Annotated in this window: 22 protein-coding genes; 8 read left to right on the forward strand and 14 right to left on the reverse strand. The window is 64.6% G+C overall.

Going from position 1 to position 20,922, the window contains the following annotated elements; translation table 11 throughout:
• Both ACQY5A_RS05705 and ACQY5A_RS05710 read left to right on the forward strand, forming a co-directional pair.
• Positions 1 to 1,108: Rieske 2Fe-2S domain-containing protein (locus ACQY5A_RS05705; protein WP_428339426.1), on the forward strand; the 1,108-nt coding region annotated here is incomplete at its 5' end.
• Positions 1,105 to 1,572, forward strand: a complete 468-nt coding sequence (locus tag ACQY5A_RS05710) for a hypothetical protein (RefSeq protein ID WP_428339427.1) — start codon at positions 1,105 to 1,107, stop codon at positions 1,570 to 1,572. The genes ACQY5A_RS05705 and ACQY5A_RS05710, both read left to right, overlap by 4 nt.
• Positions 1,573 to 1,683: 111 nt before the next feature.
• Here the strand turns inward: ACQY5A_RS05710 and ACQY5A_RS05715 are convergent, their stop codons facing one another.
• The 7 genes from ACQY5A_RS05715 to ACQY5A_RS05745 form a co-directional block, all read right to left on the reverse strand.
• On the reverse strand, positions 1,684 to 2,835 hold the full coding sequence (locus tag ACQY5A_RS05715) for a sulfotransferase family protein (RefSeq protein ID WP_428339428.1): 1,152 nt from the start codon (positions 2,833 to 2,835) through the stop codon (positions 1,684 to 1,686).
• 1 nt (position 2,836) lies between these two features.
• Positions 2,837 to 3,619, reverse strand: coding sequence for an SDR family oxidoreductase (locus tag ACQY5A_RS05720; protein WP_428339429.1), 783 nt, complete (start codon positions 3,617 to 3,619; stop codon positions 2,837 to 2,839).
• A 2-nt stretch (positions 3,620 to 3,621) separates the two neighbouring features.
• Positions 3,622 to 4,761: a hypothetical protein gene (locus tag ACQY5A_RS05725; RefSeq protein ID WP_428339430.1), complete on the reverse strand. Its 1,140-nt coding sequence runs from the start codon at positions 4,759 to 4,761 to the stop codon at positions 3,622 to 3,624.
• 56 nt (positions 4,762 to 4,817) lie between these two features.
• Complete coding sequence (locus ACQY5A_RS05730; RefSeq protein ID WP_428339431.1) at positions 4,818 to 5,108, reverse strand: hypothetical protein; 291 nt, start codon at positions 5,106 to 5,108, stop codon at positions 4,818 to 4,820.
• Between the two features lie 51 nt (positions 5,109 to 5,159).
• Positions 5,160 to 6,221 carry a 4-hydroxy-2-oxovalerate aldolase gene (dmpG, locus tag ACQY5A_RS05735; RefSeq protein ID WP_428339432.1) on the reverse strand — a complete coding sequence of 354 codons (1,062 nt, stop codon included), beginning with the start codon at positions 6,219 to 6,221 and terminating at the stop codon, positions 5,160 to 5,162.
• On the reverse strand, positions 6,218 to 7,150 hold the full coding sequence (locus ACQY5A_RS05740) for an acetaldehyde dehydrogenase (acetylating) (protein ID WP_428339433.1): 933 nt from the start codon (positions 7,148 to 7,150) through the stop codon (positions 6,218 to 6,220). Before ACQY5A_RS05740 ends, dmpG begins: the two co-directional genes overlap by 4 nt.
• Positions 7,151 to 7,382: 232 nt before the next feature.
• Positions 7,383 to 8,168, reverse strand: coding sequence for a 2-keto-4-pentenoate hydratase (locus tag ACQY5A_RS05745; protein WP_428339434.1), 786 nt, complete (start codon positions 8,166 to 8,168; stop codon positions 7,383 to 7,385).
• A gap of 73 nt (positions 8,169 to 8,241) precedes the next feature.
• Between ACQY5A_RS05745 and kstD the strand changes: the two genes are divergently transcribed.
• Together kstD and ACQY5A_RS05755 are read left to right on the forward strand one after the other, a co-directional pair.
• Positions 8,242 to 9,924 carry a 3-oxosteroid 1-dehydrogenase gene (kstD, locus tag ACQY5A_RS05750; RefSeq protein ID WP_428339435.1) on the forward strand — a complete coding sequence of 561 codons (1,683 nt, stop codon included), beginning with the start codon at positions 8,242 to 8,244 and terminating at the stop codon, positions 9,922 to 9,924.
• Position 9,925: 1 nt separating this feature from the next.
• Positions 9,926 to 10,786 carry a MaoC/PaaZ C-terminal domain-containing protein gene (locus ACQY5A_RS05755; RefSeq protein ID WP_428339436.1) on the forward strand — a complete coding sequence of 287 codons (861 nt, stop codon included), beginning with the start codon at positions 9,926 to 9,928 and terminating at the stop codon, positions 10,784 to 10,786.
• Between the two features lie 60 nt (positions 10,787 to 10,846).
• Here the strand turns inward: ACQY5A_RS05755 and ACQY5A_RS05760 are convergent, their stop codons facing one another.
• The 7 genes from ACQY5A_RS05760 to ACQY5A_RS05790 form a co-directional block, all read right to left on the reverse strand.
• A complete protein-coding gene (locus ACQY5A_RS05760; RefSeq protein ID WP_428339437.1) occupies positions 10,847 to 11,692 on the reverse strand; it encodes a DUF559 domain-containing protein in 846 nt (281 codons plus the stop codon).
• 107 nt (positions 11,693 to 11,799) lie between these two features.
• Positions 11,800 to 12,969, reverse strand: a complete 1,170-nt coding sequence (locus ACQY5A_RS05765) for a lipid-transfer protein (protein ID WP_428339438.1) — start codon at positions 12,967 to 12,969, stop codon at positions 11,800 to 11,802.
• Positions 12,959 to 13,369: a MaoC family dehydratase gene (locus tag ACQY5A_RS05770; RefSeq protein ID WP_428339439.1), complete on the reverse strand. Its 411-nt coding sequence runs from the start codon at positions 13,367 to 13,369 to the stop codon at positions 12,959 to 12,961. The genes ACQY5A_RS05765 and ACQY5A_RS05770 overlap by 11 nt, the downstream gene beginning before the upstream one ends.
• Complete coding sequence (locus tag ACQY5A_RS05775) at positions 13,366 to 14,325, reverse strand: bifunctional MaoC family dehydratase N-terminal/OB-fold nucleic acid binding domain-containing protein (protein ID WP_428339440.1); 960 nt, start codon at positions 14,323 to 14,325, stop codon at positions 13,366 to 13,368. The genes ACQY5A_RS05770 and ACQY5A_RS05775 overlap by 4 nt, the downstream gene beginning before the upstream one ends.
• Positions 14,322 to 15,485, reverse strand: a complete 1,164-nt coding sequence (fadE29, locus tag ACQY5A_RS05780) for an acyl-CoA dehydrogenase FadE29 (RefSeq protein WP_428339441.1) — start codon at positions 15,483 to 15,485, stop codon at positions 14,322 to 14,324. Before fadE29 ends, ACQY5A_RS05775 begins: the two co-directional genes overlap by 4 nt.
• Complete coding sequence (locus ACQY5A_RS05785; protein WP_428339442.1) at positions 15,470 to 16,543, reverse strand: acyl-CoA dehydrogenase family protein; 1,074 nt, start codon at positions 16,541 to 16,543, stop codon at positions 15,470 to 15,472. The genes fadE29 and ACQY5A_RS05785 overlap by 16 nt, the downstream gene beginning before the upstream one ends.
• Complete coding sequence (locus ACQY5A_RS05790; RefSeq protein ID WP_428339443.1) at positions 16,543 to 17,787, reverse strand: cytochrome P450; 1,245 nt, start codon at positions 17,785 to 17,787, stop codon at positions 16,543 to 16,545. Before ACQY5A_RS05790 ends, ACQY5A_RS05785 begins: the two co-directional genes overlap by 1 nt.
• A 120-nt stretch (positions 17,788 to 17,907) precedes the next feature.
• On the opposite strand from ACQY5A_RS05790, the gene ACQY5A_RS05795 reads away from it, so the two are divergent.
• From ACQY5A_RS05795 to ACQY5A_RS05810, 4 genes are read left to right on the forward strand one after another with little or no spacing between them, the layout of a single operon-like run.
• Positions 17,908 to 19,083 (forward strand): steroid 3-ketoacyl-CoA thiolase, encoded by a 1,176-nt coding sequence (locus ACQY5A_RS05795; protein WP_428339444.1) that lies wholly within the window; start codon positions 17,908 to 17,910, stop codon positions 19,081 to 19,083.
• 3 nt (positions 19,084 to 19,086) lie between these two features.
• Positions 19,087 to 19,452, forward strand: a complete 366-nt coding sequence (locus ACQY5A_RS05800) for a hypothetical protein (RefSeq protein WP_428339445.1) — start codon at positions 19,087 to 19,089, stop codon at positions 19,450 to 19,452.
• Positions 19,453 to 19,462: 10 nt separating this feature from the next.
• Complete coding sequence (locus ACQY5A_RS05805; protein WP_428339446.1) at positions 19,463 to 19,921, forward strand: nitroreductase family deazaflavin-dependent oxidoreductase; 459 nt, start codon at positions 19,463 to 19,465, stop codon at positions 19,919 to 19,921.
• Entirely contained in the window at positions 19,921 to 20,910 is a 990-nt protein-coding gene (locus ACQY5A_RS05810; protein ID WP_428339447.1) for an NAD-dependent epimerase/dehydratase family protein, read from the forward strand. The genes ACQY5A_RS05805 and ACQY5A_RS05810 overlap by 1 nt, the downstream gene beginning before the upstream one ends.
• Positions 20,911 to 20,922: the final 12 nt, after the last annotated feature.

Below are 20,922 nucleotides of genomic sequence, written 5' to 3' on the forward strand. Positions count from 1 at the left end.
CCGGTATGCCCGCGGCTGGCACTGCCTGGGCCCGGTCAAGGACTACCTGGACGGTGAGCCGCACGGGATCGAGGCGTTCGGCACGCACCTTGTGGTGTTCGCCGACTCGCACAGCGACGTCCACGTGCTGGACGGCTACTGCCGGCACATGGGCGGCAACCTGGCACAAGGCACCATCAAGGGTGACGAGGTCGCCTGCCCGTTCCACGACTGGCGCTGGGGCGGCGACGGCAAATGCAAGCTGGTGCCCTACGCCAAGCGGACCCCGCGACTGGCCCGCACCCGGTCCTGGACGACTGACGTCCGCAGTGGACTGCTCTACGTCTGGCACGACCACGAGGGCAACCCGCCGCCGCCGGAATTGCGCATCCCCGAGCTCCTCGAGTTCGCCAGCGACGAATGGACCGACTGGCGCTGGAACTCGATGCTCATCGAGGGCTCCAACTGCCGCGAGATCATCGACAACGTCACCGACATGGCGCACTTCTTCTACATCCACTTCGGACTGCCGACCTACTTCAAGAACGTCTTCGAGGGCCACATCGCCTCGCAGTACCTGCACAACATCGGGCGGCCCGACGTCAACGACCTGGGCACCTCCTACGGTGAGGCGCATCTGGATTCGGAGGCGTCCTACTTCGGCCCGTCGTTCATGATCAACTGGCTGCACAACTCCTACGGCGACTTCAAGGCCGAGTCGATCCTGATCAACTGCCACTACCCGGTCACGCAGGATTCGTTCGTCCTGCAATGGGGTGTCATGGTTGAGAAACCCAAAGGCATGGACGAGAAGATGACCAACAAGCTGGCCAAGGTCTTCACCGAGGGCGTCAGCAAGGGCTTCCTGCAGGACGTCGAAATCTGGAAGCACAAGACCCGGATCGACAACCCGCTGCTGGTCGAGGAAGACGGCGCCGTATACCAGATGCGCCGCTGGTATCAGCAGTTCTATGTCGACGTCGCCGACGTCACGCCGGACATGACGGACCGGTTCGAGATCGAGGTCGACACCACCATCGCCAACGAGAAGTGGCATGTCGAGGTCGACGAGAACCTACAGAAGCAGGCGTCAGAATCCGAAACGAAGGCTGAGCAACCCGCTAGATGAGCCCGCCCGACCAGCCACCCGACGTCGATCGGCTAGCCCGGTCGATGCTGATGCTCCATGGCGACCACGAAAGCGATGACGAGCCGGTCTCAGCCGGCAACGGCATGAGTGGCGGATCGTGGTCCAAGGCACCGAATTTCGCCGACGACCCCGAGCGTGCCGCCGCCGTGCAGGAAGCCACCCGGGCTGACCGTGCCCGCTATCTGACGTCCGGCCTGCAGCCGGTGGACTGCCGGTTCTGCCACGCCACCGTGAGCGTCAAACGTCTGGGCCCCGGACACACTGCGGTGCAGTGGAATAACGACGCATCGCAGCGCTGCGCCTATTTCGCCGAGATGCGAGCCAGCGGTGAACCCAGCGCACGAAGCCGGGCGTGCCCGAGACTCGCCGACAGCATCGAGCACGCCGTCGCCGAAGGGTGCCTGGAAGCCGTGTCCACGGCTACCCCGCCCGGCGACGGCTAGACACAGTGCCGAAAGTGCATCACGCGACAGCTTTCGGCGTGTCGCGTCGCAGGATTTACAGTCGCGCGATCTCGTTGACCGGCGGAGGTCGCCGCGAGCCGATTGACCTGATCACAGCCCGGCGAAGCGCTCCTTGACGGCCTCGGCGGTCAGCCCATAATCGGCCAGCGAGTATTCGTGCTTGGGAGCCCTTGCGCCGGTTTGGCTTTCGGCGTGGCTGTCCGCCATCGCCTGCCGTGCCTCGTCAGTGAGCGGGATGTTGAACTTGCGGTAGATGTCGGCCACCGTGCCGAGCGGGTCAGCGATCAACTCATGGTAGTCGACATCGTAGAACTGGGCCGGGTTGTACTTGGCCCGCGCGGTGTTGAATTGCTCCAGGCCGCGCGACCAGGTTTCCACTGAGTCCGAACCGATTTGCGCGCCAACGAATGTCGTCGACCAGCCGTCGGTGGTGTGCTGGGCCAGCGAACACATCGACGCCATGATCGTCTCCACCGGCCGATGCGTCTGGATGACCAGGGCGTCGGGATACGTCTCCATCAACGCGTCAAGAGCGAACAGGTGGCTCGGGTTCTTCAGCACCCAGCGCTTGCCGGCGTCGTTGAGTCCGATCAACTGAAGGTTTCTACGGTGACGCTGATACGCCGGCGTCCAGTCCTGCTGCGACAACCACTTTGAGTAACTCGGGAGATGCGCCAGCGTCTCATAAGACACCGAATGCAGGGACTGGCGCAGCAGCTGCCAGCACTCCTCGAGTTCGTAGGCAGCCATGAAATGCAGGCCGGTGTAACCCGGGTTGTCCTGATGATGCTGGGTGAACTGGTCGTCGAGTTGGCGATAGAGCGGATGAGACTCCCACGTCTCGCGCGGCGGGCGCGGCTGCGGGAATTCCGCCAGCCACATGTGCAGGCCCTGGTGCGCAGGGTCGGCGCCGAGCAGTCGGTGCAGCGCCGTGGTACCGGTACGCACCAAACCGGTGACGAAGATGGGCCGCGTGACGGCAACCTCGGCATGCTGCGGATACTGCTTCCAGGCGGACTCGGACAACAGCCTGGCCACCAGCGCGCCGCGCAGGAAGAAGCGATTCATCTTGCTGCCCAACACCGTCAGGCCGGCCTCTTGCCGGTACGAGTCGAGCAAGACGCCGAGCGCTTCACGGTAGTTGTCGTTGTCGGCGCCGAAGTCGTCGAGCCCGGTCAGCTTGGTGGCCGAGGCATGCAATTCGTCGACGGTGGCGATGTCGGTGCGTTCAGCGGCAGCCATGTCAGTGGTGGTATTCGCCGCAGTTGACATCCAGCGTCTGTCCACTAATGCCGCTGGACAAGTCGCTGGCCATAAACACGATTGCCGATGCGACTTCGTCTTCGGTCGGCAGCCGCTTGAGGTCGGAGTCGGCCGCGGTCACCTGGTATATCTGTTCGGCGGTGGTGCCGTACTTCCCGGCTTGGTGCTCGAAGTAGGCCTGCAGCGTCTCGCCCCAGATATAGCCGGGCGCAACGGAGTTGACTCGAATCCCTTTTTCGCCGAGCTCGGTAGCCAGCGATTGCGACATGGACAGCAGCGCGGACTTGGCCATCTTGTAGGCCCCGTATTTGGCCTGCGAGTGGCGCAACACCATGGAGTTGACGTTGACCACCGAACCGCCTGCTTCCTCCAATGCCGGAGTGAACGCCTGGATGAGGCGCAGCGCGCCCAGCGCGCTCAGCTCGATCGCATCGCGGATGTGCTGAAAGCTGGTTCCGGCCAACGGTTTCATTGACGGCACTCGGAACGCGTTGTTGATCAGAACGTCGACCTTGCCGAAATTCGACGTAGCGGACTCCACCAGGGCGGCCACGTCGTCGTCTTCGGTGATGTCCGTGCGCACCGCCAGGGCCTTGTGCCCGGCATCGCCGAGCTGCGTGGCGAGTTCCTCCAGCCGCTCTACCGTCCGCGCCGCCAGTACCAGCTCGGCGCCGTCTTTCGCACATCGGTGCGCGAGTGTGGTACCGAGCCCCGGCCCCACACCGCTGATCACGACCACTTTTTTCTCGAGCATTCCGGTCATGGCTACCCCAGCATCCTTGCTGCAATTTGCGCTTGGCGCAACGTGATTCGTGTACGCAAGTCCTCGTCGGAGATCTTGTTGTGCTCGTAATGCGGCAGTGCACCCGGTAGCTTGTCGATGTTGACCAGTTCGACCGTGGGGCCGTCGGCCTCGGTGAGCTGGCGCGAAACCCGTTGCCAGCGGAACTGCAGGAAGCCGCGCCGATGGCCGAGCGTCTCGACCCAGTTGGTGACACCCGGGTTCTGGTCGGCGACGACGATTCGGACCATGCCGTCCGGATCCGCTTGCGCCTGAGCGTTGTTCAGCGACGTCTGGTGATTGATGTAGTCCAGCGAGATGTACCACAAGCTGCCCAGCTGGAACCCGAGGTAGGGCGCATCGGTCGCAGCCAGCGTGATGATAAGAGCCTCGTCCGGTTGCAACTCGAAATGACCGACCGAGGAGTACTGCGTCGCCAATCCACCGGGCGTCAGACGAGGAGCAACCATGGTGTTGACCGGAAGGTCCAGGTAGAACCACTGTGGAAACTGCAGCCAAGTCTTGATCCGGTTGACCAGTTGCTTTCCTGCTGCGCTGTAACGCTTTTCGATCGTCGCGCGGCTCAGCGGCGGCGGCGCCGTTCCGGTGGTGTCCGATCTGGAGATGGACAACGTACCGCGCCGAGCCGCCCAGTCGCCGTAGACCTCGCGGATCACCAGCTGGCCGGGGCTGGTGGGCCGCACCTGCCACTGGAAGCTGCCGTCCGCGGCGATCTCGAGCTCGCGGTCGTCGAATGCGGCCTGGCTGGCGGGCACGTTGTCGTCGGTGTATTCGCCGCCGAGCAACTGGAAGCTCAGGTCGGTGGTGGTGCCGCGAACACCGTTGACCACGTAGTCGTGGTCGGGCTGGACCCGGCAGCCGAAGTACAGGGTGTCCGGATTGTCCAGGCCCATTTTGGTGTACGGCCCGGTGCCGGAGAGCAGCACCGGGTGGTCGCGGTCGTAGTCGAACACCATGTGTGTGCACGCCGCCACACAACCGGCGAGGTATTGCAGCCCCTCGAGCAGGTCCGCCTCGGTCTCAATATGCGGTGCGGCGGCGACTAATTTCTCGGACTCGGCGATGGCGGCGACGAGCGGCTCGGAGAAGAGGGGATCTGGCACGCCTCGACGCTAGAACGTGTTCTAGTTTTCGTCAATGGGCGAACATTTGCGGCCCGCTACGGCGCGCACTGCGCCGACAGATCGATCAGATGCTGTCGCACATCCGGATGCCGGCTCAGGTAGTCCATGACGTTGCCGTTACCGCCCTCAGCCTTCGACTTGGCCTGCAGCTGCTGGTGGAGGTCGGGATGCTGCTTGAGGTAGGAGTCGATGGAATTACCGACGGTCTGATTGCATGCCGCGCTGGCCACCGGCAGCGCGGTCACGGTCGCGGCGCCAGCCGTCAGCAGCCCCGCGACGAGCAGGCCGCGCAGTCCGCGGCCAAGTGTTTGCGATGTTGTGCTCATGGGCGCGAGATTACCCGCGGCAGCTTTGCGTAACCTGTGCAATTACTCAGATTATTGCGAGGCCGCAGCGCCGCTTTCTTGTTCGCGCTTGATCTCTAGTGCGATGTCGATGAGCTGGTCTTCCTGGCCACCGATCAGCTTGCGTTGTCCGGCCCGGTGCAGCAGCTGGTGGGCCGGAACGCCGTAGCGCTCGGACTGGCGGACGGCATGCTTGAGGAAGCTGGAATAGACCCCGGAATAGCCCATGATCAGTGCGTTGCGGTCGAGTATGCACTCGGCCGGCATCGCCGGGGCGACAACCTCTTCGGCGGCGTCGGCGATGTCGAAGAAGTCGATGCCGGTCTTGACGCCGATCTTGTCGAACACCCCGATCAGCGCCTCGACCGGCGCATTGCCCGCGCCCGCGCCGAATCTGCGGCACGACCCGTCGATCTGCTTGGCGCCGGCGCGAACCGCCTCCACCGAATTGGCCACTCCCAGACCGAGATTCTCGTGTCCGTGGAAACCGACCTGGGCATCGTCGCCGAGTTCGGCGACCAGAGCCGCGACCCGGTCGGCCACCCCGTCGAGCACCAGGGCTCCCGCGGAATCCACGACGTAGACGCACTGGCAGCCGGCGTCGGCCATGATGCGGGCCTGCGCGGCCAGCTTCTCCGGTGCGATGGTGTGCGACATCATCAGGAAGCCAACGGTTTCCAGACCCAGCTCGCGAGCCAGCCCGAAGTGTTGGATCGAGACGTCGGCCTCGGTGCAGTGGGTGGCGACCCGGCAGATCGAGCCGCCGTTGTTCTGCGCCTCTTTGATGTCTTCTTTGGTGCCCACGCCGGGCAGCATCAGGAAGGCGATCTTGGCTTCTTTGGCGGTCTCGGCGGCGAGCTTGATCAGCTCCTGCTCGGGCGTCTTGGAGAACCCGTAGTTGAAGCTCGAACCGCCGAGTCCGTCGCCGTGGGTCACCTCGATGACCGGCACGCCGGCGTTGTCCAGCGCGGCCACGATGGCGCCGACCTCGTCCTTGGTGAACTGGTGACGCTTGTGGTGCGAGCCGTCGCGCAGGGACGTGTCCGTCAGCCGGACGTCCCAGATCGGGTTGAAGAAGATGTCTTGTGTGCTCATGCCGGTGCTCCCTGCGCTGTCGCCGATAGCGATTCCTTGGCGATCTCCTCGCCCACCTTGGTGGCCGCGGCGGTCATGATGTCGAGGTTGCCCGCATACGGCGGCAGGTAATCGCCGGCCCCTTCGACCTCGACGAAGGTGGTGACCAGCGCCTGACCTCCGGAGTGCACCGACGGGTCGTCGAACTGCGGGTCGTTGAGGAGCCGGTAACCCGGCACGTAGGTCTGCACTTCGGCGACGACGTCGCGAATCGACTGGGCGATCGCGTCGCGGTCGGCGTCTTCGGGGATGGCGCAGAAGATGGTGTCGCGCATGATCATTGGCGGATCGGCCGGGTTGAGGATGATGATCGCTTTGCCGCGTTTGGCGCCACCGATGGTCTGCACGCCGCGCGAGGTGGTCTTGGTGAACTCGTCGATGTTGGCCCGGGTGCCCGGCCCTGCCGACGACGACGACACCGACGCGACGATCTCGGCGTAGGGCACTCCCCCTTTGTCGACGAGCGCGCGACTGACCGCGTAGACGATCGGAATGGTGGCCTGCCCGCCGCAGGTGATCATGTTGACGTTGGGTGCGTTGAGGTGCTCGCGCAGGTTGGCTGGCGGGATCACGGCCGGCCCGACGGCGGCGGGTGTCAAGTCGATCGCCCGAATTCCGGCGGCCTCGTATTTGGGCGCCGCGTCGCGGTGCACGTAGGCGCTGGTCGCCTCGAACACCATGGCGGGTTTCTCGGACTGAACCAGCAGCCAGTCGACGCCTTCGTGGCTGGTCTCGAGGCCGAGCTTGCGGGCGCGGGCCAAGCCTTCGCTCGCCGGGTCGATGCCCACCATCCAGCGCGGCTCCAGCCACTCCGAGCGGAGCAGTTTGTAAAGCAGATCGGTGCTGATGTTGCCCGATCCGACGATGGCCACACTCATCTTCGACGGCATGGTTGCTCCTTCATCTCTTTGTCGCGACCCGCTGCGCCCGGCTTCGCCGCGCTTGCGATCGCTCCTCCATCTCTTGTCGCGACCCGCTGCGCCCGGCTTCGCCGCGCTTGCGATCGCTCCTCCATCTCTTTGTCGCGACCCGCTGCGCCCGGCTTCGCCGCGCTTGCGATCGCTCCTCCATCTCTTTGTCGCGACCCGCTGCGCCCGGCTTCGCCGCGCTTGCGATCGCTCCTTACTCGAAAGACAGCCCGACGGACCCGAGGCCGTCGAAATCGGCGACGAAATTGCCGCCGGGAGGTGCATCGATAGCCCGAGTGCAGGAACCGGGCAACACGATGTCGCCGGCCCGAAGCCGCACCCCAAAGCTTTCCACCTTGCGGGCCAGCCACGCCACCGCGGTCACCGGATTGCCCAGCACCGCGTCGCTGCGGCCCTCGGCGACCACCTCGCCGTTGTTGGTCAACACTGCGTCGATCTTGGTGATGTCGATGTCGGCCGGAACGACCCGCGCCTCGCCGAGAACGAAACCCGCGGACGAGGCGTTGTCGGCGATCGTGTCGCACAACGCGATCTTCCAGTCGGTGATCCTGGTGTCGATCAGCTCGATGGACGGCACGAACGCCTCGGTCGCCCTCAGGACGTCTTTCTCGGTGCAGTTCGCACCCGGCAGATCGTGGGCCAGGATGAAACCGACCTCGACCTCCACCCGCGGGTACAGATATCGGTCCGACTTGACCGGGACGTCCTCGAAGACCTGCATCTCGTTCAGCAGGTGCCCGTAGTCGGGTTCGTCGACGCCCATCATCTGCTGCATCGCCAACGACGAGAGGCCGACCTTGTGGCCCACCACCCGGGCGCCCTCGGCGACCCGCTGCCGGATGTTGATCAGCTGAATTTCGTAGGCGTCGACGACGTCGATCTCGGGGTGCGAGGACGTCAGCGGCTCGATCGGCTGACGGCTCCTTTCGGCCTCAGCGAGGTCGGCGGCCAGCGCATCACGGGTTGCTGACGGAAGCATTTGGCCGAAGTCCCCTCGTTGGATTGACCGGGGCGGTAGCGCCCGGCCCCGGCAATTCTATAACGTGTTCTACATGACGGATCAGGAGTTCGACGTCGTCGTGGTCGGAAGCGGCGGCGCCGGCATGGTTGCTGCCCTCGCGGCCGCCCACCGGGGTCTCAGCACTATTATCGTAGAGAAGTCCGTCCACTTCGGTGGCTCGACCGCCCGTTCTGGTGGCGGCGTATGGATTCCCAACAACGAGGTGCTCGAGCGCGACGGTGTCAACGATACGGCCGAGGCGGCCCGCACGTATTTGCACGGGATCGTCGGTGACGTCGTCGATGCGCAGCGCATCGACACCTATCTCGAGCGGGGACCCGAGATGTTGTCGTTCGTGTTGGAGCACTCTCCGCTGAAGATGTGCTGGGTGCCCCAGTACGCCGACTACTACCCCGAAGCACCGGGTGGTCGCGCCGGCGGCCGGTCGATCGAGCCGAAGCCGTTCAACGCCAAGAAGCTTGGCCCCGACCTGGCCGGCCTGGAGCCGCCCTACGGCAAAATTCCACTCAATGTCGTTGTGATGCAACAGGATTACGTGCGGCTGAACCAGCTCAAGCGTCATCCACGCGGAGTGCTGCGCAGCCTCAAGGTCGGCGCACGCACCATGTGGGCGAAGGCGACCGGGCAGAACCTGGTCGGCATGGGACGAGCGCTGATCGCCCCGCTTCGGGTCGGGCTCCGCAAAGCGGGAGTTCCGGTGCAGCTCAACACGGCGCTGACTGACCTCTACGTCGAGGACGGCGCGGTCCGCGGCATCTACGTGCGCGAGACTGGGCAATCGGAAGCCACCGAGCCGCAACTGATCCGGGCCCGCAAAGCCGTGATCCTCGGTAGCGGCGGGTTCGAGCACAACGAGCAGATGCGGGTGAAGTACCAGCGCGCGCCGATCACCACCGAATGGACTGTCGGCGCGAAGGCCAACACCGGTGACGGCATTCTGGCCGCCGAAAAGCTGGGTGCCGCACTGGAAATCATGGAGGACGCCTGGTGGGGCCCGACGGTTCCGCTGGTCGGAGCGCCGTGGTTCGCGCTGTCGGAGCGCAACTCGCCCGGGTCCATCATCGTCAACATGTCCGGTCAGCGATTCATGAACGAATCTATGCCGTACGTCGAGGCGTGTCATCACATGTACGGGGGTGAGTTCGGCCAGGGCCCCGGCCCGGGTGAGAACATTCCGGCATGGCTGGTGTTCGACCAGCAATACCGCGACCGCTACATCTTCGCCGGACTGCAACCAGGACAACGCATTCCGCGGAAGTGGATGGAGTCCGGAGTGATCCTTCAGGCGGACACCCTGGAAGAGTTGGCCGCCAAAGCCGGACTGCCGGCCGACGAGTTCGCCGCGACGGTGCAGCGATTCAACGGCTTCGCGCGCTCGGGCGTCGATTCCGATTTCCACCGCGGCGAGAGCGCCTACGACAGGTACTACGGCGACCCGACCAACAAGCCGAACCCGAACCTCGGCGAGATCAGCCATGGGCCGTACTACGCCGCCAAGATGGTGCCCGGCGACCTGGGCACCAAGGGTGGAATCCGTACCGACGTGTATGGCCGGGCACTGCGTGACGACGGCAGCATCATCGAAGGCCTCTACGCGGCAGGCAATGTCAGTGCCCCGGTGATGGGTCACACCTATCCCGGGCCGGGTGGCACGATCGGGCCCGCCATGACGTTCGGTTACTTGGCCGCCTTACACATCGCGGGAGAGAATTAACATGCCCATCGATCCCGATGTCGCGCTGAACGCTGAGCTCGATCCGATCGAATTCAGTTGGAGCAGTAGCGATATCCAGCTCTACCACCTCGGGCTGGGCGCCGGAGCCGACCCGATGGACCAACGTGAGCTGCGCTATCTGATCGACGACACGCCGCAGGTGCTGCCGACTTTCGGCAACGTCGCCGCCAGCTTCCACATGACCAAGCCGCCGACCGTGCAGTTCCCCGGCATCGACATCGAACTGAGCAAGGTCCTACATGCCAGCGAGCAGGTCACCGCACCAGCACCGCTACCACCATCAGGCTCTGCTACGGCCGTCACCCGGTTCACCGATATCTGGGACAAGGGTAAGGCCGCAGTGATCTGGTCCGAGACGCGCGTCACCGCGCCCGACGGGACATTGCTATGGACGCAGCTCCGTTCGATCTTCGCCCGCGGCGAGGGTGGTTTCGGCGGTGACCGCGGGGCGTCAACCGGCAGCGCAGCACCGGACCGCGCGCCGGACCTCGAACTCGACATCCCGGTGCTGCCGCAGCAGGCTCTGCTCTATCGGCTCTGCGGCGATCGCAATCCGTTGCACTCCGATCCCGAATTCGCCTCGGCCGCAGGCTTTCCGCGGCCGATCCTGCACGGCTTGTGCACCTACGGCATGACGTGCAAGGCGCTCACGGACTCGCTGCTCGACGGTGACGCCGGCGCAGTCGGCTCCTACGGCGCGCGGTTCGCCGGCGTGGCGTATCCCGGTGAGACGCTGAAGGCCGCCGTGTGGAAAGAAGACGGGCGGCTGCTGGCCACCGTCACTGCACCTGGGCGCGACGACGCGGTCGTCCTCAGCGGCGTCGAGCTGACCCCGGCCTAGGTTTTCGTGGGTGCGTCGCCGAGCGCCCGGCTGGCCGAGACCACGTCGTCGAGCGCCCGGCTAGCAGAGCGATCGGCGGGCCAACGCCGCGCGAACCCGCCTTCGAACTTCTGCGGGCCGGTCTCCTGCCACCACTCGTACGACGATCCACCCAAGTCGCTCAAGCATTTCCAGCCTTCGAACGTCCCAGGTGTACTGCCGGCGATCGGTGCGGTGCTGTTCACCGTCGTACTCGACGGCGACTTTCAGGTCTTCCCAGCCCATGTCGAGATACGCAACCGCATCACCGAATTCATCGACTACGGGGATCTGAGTCTGCGGTCGCGGCAGACCGGCGTCGATCAACACCACCCGTAGCCACGACTCTTTCGGCGACTGTGCACCCGCATCGAATAGTTCGATCGCTCGTCGCGCTCGCGTGATCCCTCGGCGTCCGGCATATCTGCGAGCCAACAGCTCGACATCAGCAGCTTTGATTTCCGTCGCCCCGGCCAGCGCGTCGATCCCTGCCACAGCGGTCATCTTCGGGTACCAGCAGCCGAGGTCGAGCGCGGTCCTGGTCGCCGATGTAACGACGACACCCCCGATCGTTTCGATTTCGTCCGCCTCGACAACATCCCTGTGGAGTTGTATCCCAACCGCAAGATGGTGATTGTCGTGGATCAACTCCGCAGGTCTTCTGTCATCGATCCACTTACTCCCGTGCAGCGCCGCTGCCGAGAACCCCGCCACAACGCCCCGACGACCGGTCCACAACCACCCGGCCTCGGCGCGCATCACAGCGGTGATTTCGGCGTCTCGATCGATGTAAACGTCTCGAAGCACTCGGGTGTAGCGCGTTTCCAGCTGGCTCTTGGTCAGCACCCCACCTGCAATGGCTTCGCTTCCGACAAACGGCTGGCCCATCGCCGCAGATTCGCATGCAAAAGCATCGCCGTCACTTCAGTTGCCGAATGCCCGGCCAGCCGAGCGTCGGGCGCCGAGCGCCCGGCTAGCCGGGCGCGGTCGACCAGTTAGCCGAGGATCAGGCCGGAGGTCGGTACACCGGTGCCGGCGGTGACGAGCACATGCTCGACGTCAGGCACCGGGTTGACGGAGGTGCCGCGCAACTGGCGAACGCCTTCGGCGATGCCGTTCATGCCGTGGATGTAGGCCTCACCGAGTTGCCCACCGTGGGTGTTGATCGGCAATCGGCCACCGATCTCGATCGCACCGTCAGCGATGTAGTCCTTGGCCTCGCCCCAACCGCAGAATCCCAACTCCTCCAACTGAATCAAGGTGAACGGCGTGAAGTGATCGTAAAGAATGGCGGTCTGGATGTCGGTCGGCTTCAGACCCGACTGGGACCACAGCTGCTTACCCACCAAGCCCATCTCCGGCAGTCCGTCGAGCTCCGGCCGGTAGTAGCTGACCATCGAGTATTGGTCCGGGCTCGCACCCTGGGCTGCGGCCTCGATGACGGCGGGCCGGTTTTTCAGGTCCTTCGCCCGCTCCGCCGAGACGATGACGAGCGCGACCGCGCCGTCGGTCTCCTGGCAGCAGTCCAGCAACCGTAGCGGCTCGGCGATCCACCGCGAATTCTGGTGGTCCTCAATGGTTATCGGCTTCTCGTAGAAGTACGCCTTGGGGTTTTTGGCGGCGTGCTTGCGGTCCGCCACCGAGATGGCGCCGAAATCTCGGCTGGTCGCCCCCGACAAATGCATGTAGCGCTTGGCGATCATGGCTACCTGCGCAGCGGGTGTGGACAACCCGTGCGGGTAGGAGAACGAGTTGTCCACGCCGGTGGAATCGGCGTTCTCCACCAACCGAAGCTGCACCTGACCAAACCGCTGACCAGAGCGTTCATTGAAAGCCCGGTATGCCACAACGCAATCCGCGACGCCGGTCGCCACCGCGATGGCCGCCTGTTGGACCGTCGCGCATGCCGCACCACCGCCGTGGTGAATCTTGGAGAAGAACTTCAGGTCACCGATACCGGTGGCCCGGGCGATGGCCACTTCGGTGTTGGAGTCCATCGTGAACGTGACCATGCCGTCGACGTCGCCCGGCGTCAGACCGGCATCGTCGAGCGCATCCAGAACAGCCTCGGCGGCCAACCGAAGCTCGCTGCGACCCGAGTTTTTGGAGAAGTCCGTGGCGCCGATGCCGGCGATCGCGGCCTTACCGGAGAGTTCACCGGCCATCAGAACCCCCGATGGTCAAGGTCGCGTTCGCGACGACGTGATCGCCAAGGCTGTTGCTACCAACGATTTTCAACGTGATCAACCCGTCGTCAACCGCGGTCACTTCGCCTTTGAACGTCACCGTGTCGTAGGCGTACCACGGCACACCGAGCCGCAGCCCGATCGACTTGATGAACGCCGACGGGCCGGCCCAGTCGGTGATGTAGCGCTGAACCAGACCGGTGTCGGTGAGGATGTTGACGAAGATGTCCTTGGATCCCTTGGCCTGCGCCTTGTCCCGGTCGTGGTGCACGTCCTGGTAGTCGCGGGTGGCGATCGCCGTCGAGATGATGAACGTTGGGTCGCCGTAGAAAGCCAGCTCCGGCAGCTTCGTGCCGACCTCTACCGTCGCGGCGCTCATGCTCCGGCCTCCGCGGGCTCCCATGCGTACAGCGTCCACGCCGGCCCGATGTCATTGGCCGGGAAGTCGATATACGTTGTCCGGACCGGCATTCCAACCTCGACGGCGGCGGGGTCGACGTTGCGTAGCTCCCCGAGCATCCGCACGCCCTCCTCCAACTCCACCAGTGCGATGACGAACGGCAGTGTGCGGCCGGGCACCTTCGGGGCATGATGCACCACGAAGCTGAACACCGAGCCGTTACCGCTGCCGACCACGTAGTCGGTCACCGTCTCTTTGTCCTGCCAGATCGCCGGCACCGGCGGGTGCTGCAAGCTGCCGTCGGGCCGCTGCTGGATCCGCAGCTCGTGTGCCTTGACACCGTCCCAGAAGAACTTGGTGTCTTTGGACTCCGCAGGCCGCATCATGGCGTCGGCGTCGAGGTCCTCGGGTACCGAGGCCTCCGAAGCACCGGCAGCGGGTTTGAATTTGAGTATCCGCCAGTTCATTTCGGCGACATCTTCGTCGCCGACCCGCCAGATGATGTGCTGATTGATGAACCAGCCCTCGCCGAGCCCGGTCTGTTTGGGCCCGACGACGTCGCCCATCTCCGAGTGGATCGTCACTTCCTCACCGGGTTGCAGATACCGGTGATAAGTCTGCTCACAGTTGGTCGCGACTACACCGATGTAGCCGTTGTCGTCGAACAGCTTCATGATCGGACCCATGGGATCGTCGGTCGGACGTTCCCCGCCCAGGCCGAACATGGTCCACACCTGAATCATGGCCGGCGGGGCGACGATTCCCGGGTGTCCTACGGCACGGGCTGCGCCCTCGTCCCGATAGATCGGGTTGGTGTCACCGATGGCCTCGACCCAGCTGTTGATCGTCGGCTGGTTCACCGGATCGCGGCCCGCCCGCGGCTTGGGACCACCGGCCGCCTTGATTTCCGCGAGCGCCTGGTGGATATCTGTCATCGAGGCACCCTCGGCACTTTGAGGCCGGACGCCGCGATCATCTCCCGCATCACTTCGTTCACGCCTCCGCCGAAGGTGATCACCAGATTGCGCTTGGTCTGCGAGTCGAGCCAGTCGAGCAGCTCGGCGGTCGCGGACTCGGCTGGGTTGCCGTACTTGCCGACGATCTCCTCGGCAAGACGACCGATGTACTGGATGCTCTCGGTGCCAAAGACTTTCGTCGACGCCGCGTCAGCGACATTGATCTCTTCACCGGCGGCGGCCACCTGCCAGTTCAGCAGCTCGTTGACCCGCCACATCGAATAGATCTCACCGAGCGCTCGCTTGACGTCCTGGTGGTCGATGGGGGTGACCCCATCACCGCCCGGCTTGGAAGCCCAGTCGTGCAGGCGGTCGTAGATGCCCGCGGTCCGGCCGGCCGGGCCGAGCATCACGCGCTCGTTGTTGAGCTGAGTGGTGATCAGCCGCCAGCCGCCATTCTCCTCGCCGACCAACATGTCGGCCGGCACCCGCACATCGTTGTAATAGGTGGCGTTGGTGTGGTGCGCGCCGTCGGACAAGATGACCGGCGTCCAAGAGAAGCCCGGGTCCTTGGTGTCGACGATCAGGATCGAAATGCCTTTGTGCTTAACGGCTTCGGGGTCGGTGCGGCAGGCCAGCCAAATGTAGTCGGCGTCGTGCCCGCCGGTGGTCCACATCTTCTGGCCGTTGACGATGTATTCGTCGCCGTGACGGACCGCGCCGGTCCGCAGCGAGGCAAGGTCGGTCCCTGCCTCGGGTTCGCTGTAGCCGATCGCGAAGTGCAGCTCGCCGGCCAGGATCGCCGGCAGGAACTTCTTCTTCTGCAGCTCGGTGCCGAACTGCTGCAGCACCGGGCCGACGGTCTGCAGCGTCACCGCGGGCAGCGGCACGTCAGCGCGATGCGCCTCGTTGACGAAGATCGACTGCTCGACCGGGCCGAAACCCAAGCCGCCAAACTCTTTCGGCCAGCCGACGCCGAGCTTGCCGTCCTTGCCCATCCGCTTGATCACAGCACGGTAAGCGTCGTTGTGGCGGTCCTTTTCCATCGCCTTCATCTCGTCAGTAGAGATCAGGTTCGAAAAGTATTGGCGCAGTTCGGCTTGCAGCTGACGCTGCTCTGGAGTCAGGTCGATGAACATTGCGCTCCGCTGAGGTTGTCATGGTGGCGACCCGCGCCCGGCGCTGCCGCGCTTGCGATCGCCACCAGGTCGAGGCGATGAGACGGCCCGCCCAAGAGTCGGGTCAGGTCTTTGATCGTGGAGTAGTACCGGTGCATCGGATACGTGATGTCCATCCCCATGCCCCCGTGCAGGTGGTGGCAGATCTGCATCACCCGCGGCGCCTGCGAGGCCATCCAGTAGCCGAGCACGTCCAGATCCTCGGCAGCATCAAGGCCTTCCGCGAGCCGCCAGATCACCGACGTCGACGCCAGATCGATGGTCCGCGAGGCGATGTAGACCTCGGCGAGCTGGGCGGCGACGGTCTGAAAGGTCGACAGCGGCTTGCCGAACTGCTCCCGCTTGGCCACGTAGTCGGCGGTCAGCCGCAGCGCGCCGGCCACCAGTCCGGCGGTATAGGAACCGATCGCGGCAAGCGCCAGCTGATTCACCCGCTCCGCCGTCGCCCCGATCAGCACGTCGTCCTCGTCGACCGCCACGTCGGAGAAGGTGACCACGTATTCGTCGGATCCGTTGGACGTCGGGGTTTTCGAGATCTGCACACCGTCGATCTTGGGTGACACCACGACGACTGCGCTGTCCGCCGTGACGAGTATCCATTCCGCTTTGTCGGCGTAAGCGACACCGACTTTGGTTCCCGACAACCGGCTGTGCACGAAGGTCGTCGCGGGCCGGTCCGGCAGCGCGGTGCCCGGCTCGTTGAGCGCCGCGGTGAGCACGGTTCCCTTGCCCAGGCCGGCCAGGTAGCGGTCCTGCTGCTCGTCGGAAGCCAAGTCCAACAACGGAATCGCGCCAAATCCGATGGTGGCCAGCGCCGGGCTGATAAGCCCGTGTCGCCCGATTTCGGTCAATGCGGTGGCGGTCTCCGGCAGGCCGACTCCGTCACCGCCTACGCGTTCGGGCACCGGCAAGGCCGTCACACCGCCGGTGACGAGGGCTTCCCACGTGTTGGCCCGGTCCAGTACCGAGGTGACCACATCAGCGACGGCTTGCTGTTCGGGGGCCGGCGTGAAATCCATCAGCGGGCGCCCGTGTAGTCGACCTGCCAGTGCTTGATGCCGTTGAGCCAGCCCGATCGCAGCCGTTCGGGCTCGCCGACCGGCTTCAGGTCCGGCATGTGATCGGCGACGGCGTTGAAGATCAGGTTGATGGTCATCCGGGCCAGGTTCGCGCCGATGCAGTAGTGCGCTCCGGTGCCACCGAAACCGACATGCGGGTTGGGGTCGCGCATGATGTTGAACGAGTGCGGGTCCTCGAACACTTCCTCGTCGAAGTTGGCCGAGCGGTAGGACATCACCACCCGCTGACCTTCCTTAATCTGCACGCCGGCCAACTCGACGTCCTCGTTGGCGGTGCGCTGGAATGCCGATACCGGAGTGGCCCAACGGATGATCTCGTCGGCAGCGGTCGACGGCCGTTCCTTCTTATAGAGCTCCCACTGATCGGGGTTCTGCGAGAAGGCGATCATCCCGTGAGTGATCGAGTTACGGGTGGTCTCGTTGCCCGCCACGGCGAGCATGATGACGAAGAATCCGAACTCGTCATCGGAGAGCTTTTCACCGTCGATGTCGGCCTGGATCAGCGTGGTGACGATGTCGTCGGTCGGATTCTCGTTGCGCGCCGCGGCCATTGCCATCGCGTACATGATCAGTTCCATCGACGACTGCGCGGGATCGACGTCGGCGTACTCAGGGTCGGTGCCACCGGTCATCTCGTTGGACCAGCGGAACAGCTTGTCGCGATCGTCCTGGGGAACACCCAGCAGGCTGGCGATGGCCTGCAACGGCAACTCGCACGACACCTGTTCGACGAAGTCACCGCTGCCTTCAGTCGCGGCCGACTTGGCGATGCTCTGGGCGCGTTGGGAGAGTTCCTCTTCCAGGCGTCCAACGGCCCGCGGCGTGAACCCGCGGGAAATGATCTTCCGCAGCCGGGTGTGGTGCGGTGCGTCCATGTTGAGCATGACGCTGCGCTGCAGTTCGACCTGCTCCCGCTTCATCTCCGGCGGCCAGGTCGGGATGGCGCCGTTCAGCCAGCTGGAAAAGACATCGCTGCGCTTGGACACCTCCTTGACGTCGGCGTGCTTGGAGACGATCCAATAGCCCTTGTCCTCGAACCCACCCGCGCCGTTCGGAATGTCGACCCAGTGGATCGGCTCGGCCGTGCGTAGCTCGGCGAGCTCGCCCACCGGTAGGCCGGCCAGGTTGACGTCCGGGTCGAGAAAATCGAAGTCGGGGGAGATGGAGATGTTGGGGGGTGCCATCACTGCGCTCCTCAATTGCAACGTGTTCTAGTGCCAGTAAAACACGGCTCCTGCGCAGATAAAAGGCAGGTCGTCATCCTCGCTTGTCAGAGTAATGAAACGTGTTCTAGCCTGACCAGCATGGGTAACCCGGTAATCGTAGAAGCCACCCGCAGCCCCATTGGCAAGCGCGCTGGATGGTTGTCAGGACTGCACGCCACCGAGTTGTTGGGGGCCACGCAGAAGGCCTTGGTGGAGAAAGTACGAGCCGACTCCGGCTTTGAAATCGATATGGTCGAGCAGGTCATCGGCGGCTGCGTGACGCAGTACGGCGAGCAGTCCAACAACATCACCCGCGTGGGGTGGCTCGTAGCCGGGCTGCCTGAGCATGTCGGCGCCATGACTGTGGATTGTCAGTGCGGCAGCGGCCAGCAGGCCAACGGGCTGATCGCCGGCCTGATCGCGGCGGGTGCCATCGACGTCGGCATCGCGTGCGGCATCGAGGCGATGAGCCGTGTCGGCCTGGGCGCCAACGCCGGTCCGGATCGCGGCATCCTGCGGCCCCCGTCGTGGGACATCGACCTGCCCGACCAGTTCACCGCCGCCGAGCGAATCGCCAAGCGCCGTGGCATCACCCGCGAGGAAATCGACCAGTTCGGTTTCGACTCGCAGCGCAAGGCCAAGCAGGCGTGGGCCGAGGGCCGGTTCGACCGCGAGATCAGCGGCATCGAGGCACCCGTCCTCGACGAGAACAGGCAGCCGACGAGCGATCGGCACGTCGTCAGCAAAGACCAGGGTCTGCGCGACACCACACTGGAGGGCCTGAGCCAGCTCAAGCCGGTCCTCGACGGCGGGATCCACACGGCGGGCACGTCGTCGCAGATCTCCGACGGCGCGGCTGCCCTGTTGTGGATGGATGAGGACAAGGCCAAGGCGCTCGGGCTGAAGCCGCGGGCTCGCATCGTCAGCCAGGCGTTGGTCGGCGCCGAGCCGTACTACCACCTGGACGGCCCGGTCCAGTCGACGGCGAAGGTGCTGGAAAAGGCCGGCATGAAGATGGGTGACATCGACATCACCGAGATCAACGAAGCGTTTGCCTCGGTGGTGCTGTCGTGGGCGCGGGTGCACAACCCCGACATGGACAAGGTCAACGTCAACGGCGGCGCGATCGCATTGGGTCACCCGGTGGGCAGCACCGGCAGCCGGCTGATCACCACCGCGCTGCACGAGCTCGAGCGCACCGACCAGACGACCGCGTTGATCACCATGTGCGCCGGTGGCGCGCTGTCGACCGGCACCATCATCGAGCGCATCTAAAAGGTGACTGACCAGGACCGCATCGCAGCGGCGCAGTCCTACATCGACGCGCTGGCGAATCACCGCGCCGATGAGGTTCCCTTCGCCCCGGACTGCGTTCGCATCGAGATGGGCATCAAGACCGGATTCTCTGGAAATCACCTGCGCCGCAGTCTGAATCGCGGACCGCAGTTCCGAATCATCGAGGCATGCACACCGCCCGAGTTCGAGGTCGATGGCGACCGGGTGCGCGCCCAGTTCGACGTGATCACCAAGCCGACGCTGGCCGGGCGCCGAGTGTGCGCGCACGTCGACGAGGCGTTCCTCATCGTCGACGGCAAGATCCACCACATCAACGCTCAGATGCGGCCCTTCATCACGCGAACGTAGGATCACCGGCATGGCTGAGAAATCACGTCCGCGCTACATGAATTCGGCATTCGCCGACGTCTTCATCAAGTGGATGTCTCGTATCAACACCTTCTTTTACCGCCGTGGCGGCGGCGAAGGACTGGGCAGCACCTTTCAAAAGATTCCCGTCGCATTGTTGACGACCACGGGTCGCAAAACCGGACAGCCGCGGGTCAGCCCGCTGTACTTTCTGCGCGACGGGGATCGGGTGATTGTTGCCGCGTCGAAGGGCGGTGCCGAGAAGAACCCAATGTGGTACCTCAATCTCAAAGCGGATCCCAAGGTTTCGGTGCAGATCAAAAAAGAGGTGCTGGAGTTGACGGCGCGCGACGCCACCGACGAGGAACGGGCGCACTACTGGCCCCAACTGGTCGCGATGTATCCGACATACGACGACTACCAGTCTTGGACCGACCGGACCATTCCGATCGTCATCTGCGATCCGTAGTGAAGGTTCTGATCACCGGGGGCACCGGGTTCGTGGGTGCATGGACGGCGAGGGCCGTGCAGGACGCTGGACACCACGTCAGATTTCTCGTGCGGAGCCCTGATGGCCTGGACACCAGCGCTGCGCGAATCGGCGTCGACGTGAGCGATCACGTGGTCGGTGACATCGCAGACTCCGATAGCACCGCCGCGGCGCTAGAGGGTTGCGAAGCCGTCATCCATTGCGCGGCAATGGTTTCCACCGACCCTGCCCGCGCTGGAGAGATGCTTCGCACCAATCTCGACGGCGCCCGCAACGTGCTCGGCGGGGCCGTCGCCGCGAAGATCGATCCGATCGTGCACGTCTCGAGTTTCACGGCGCTGTTTCGTCCCGGTCTACCGATGCTGCATGCCGACCTGCCCGTGGTCGGCGGGTCCGACGGATACGGCAAGTCCAAGGCCATCGTCGAGGCGTATGCACGAGGTCTCCAGGACGCTGGCGCGCCAGTGAACATCAGTTATCCCGGCATGGTGCTGGGACCTCCTGCGGGTGATCAGTTCGGTGAGGCAGCCGAGGGCGTCGAGGCAGCAATCAGGATGCGCGGTGTGCCCGGGCGCAGCGCCGGCTGGATCGTTGTGGACGTGCGTGACCTCGCCGCCTTGCACGTCGCATTGTTGCAGCCGGGCCAGGGACCGCGCCGATACATGGCCGGTGGCCGACGCATCGCGGTCGATCGCCTCGCGTCTCTGATCGGCGCCGCCACCCATCGCAACCTGGTGGCATTGCCAGTACCCGACGTGGGATTGCGTGCCCTAGGGCGCGTGTTCGACGTCATCGGCGACCACCTGCCCTTTGAGACGCCGATCAACTCTGCGGCGATGCAGTACTACACCCAGATGCCACCCTCGGACGACACCCCAGCCGAACATGACCTCGGCATCACGCAACGAGACGCCGCGCAGACGCTCGCCGACACTGTCGACGGTCTGCGGGAGGTTGGCCGCATCTGACGTCGGTCGGTG

The sequence above is a fragment of the Mycobacterium sp. genome, assembly GCF_965277065.1.
In the GTDB taxonomy this organism is placed as follows: domain Bacteria; phylum Actinomycetota; class Actinomycetes; order Mycobacteriales; family Mycobacteriaceae; genus Mycobacterium.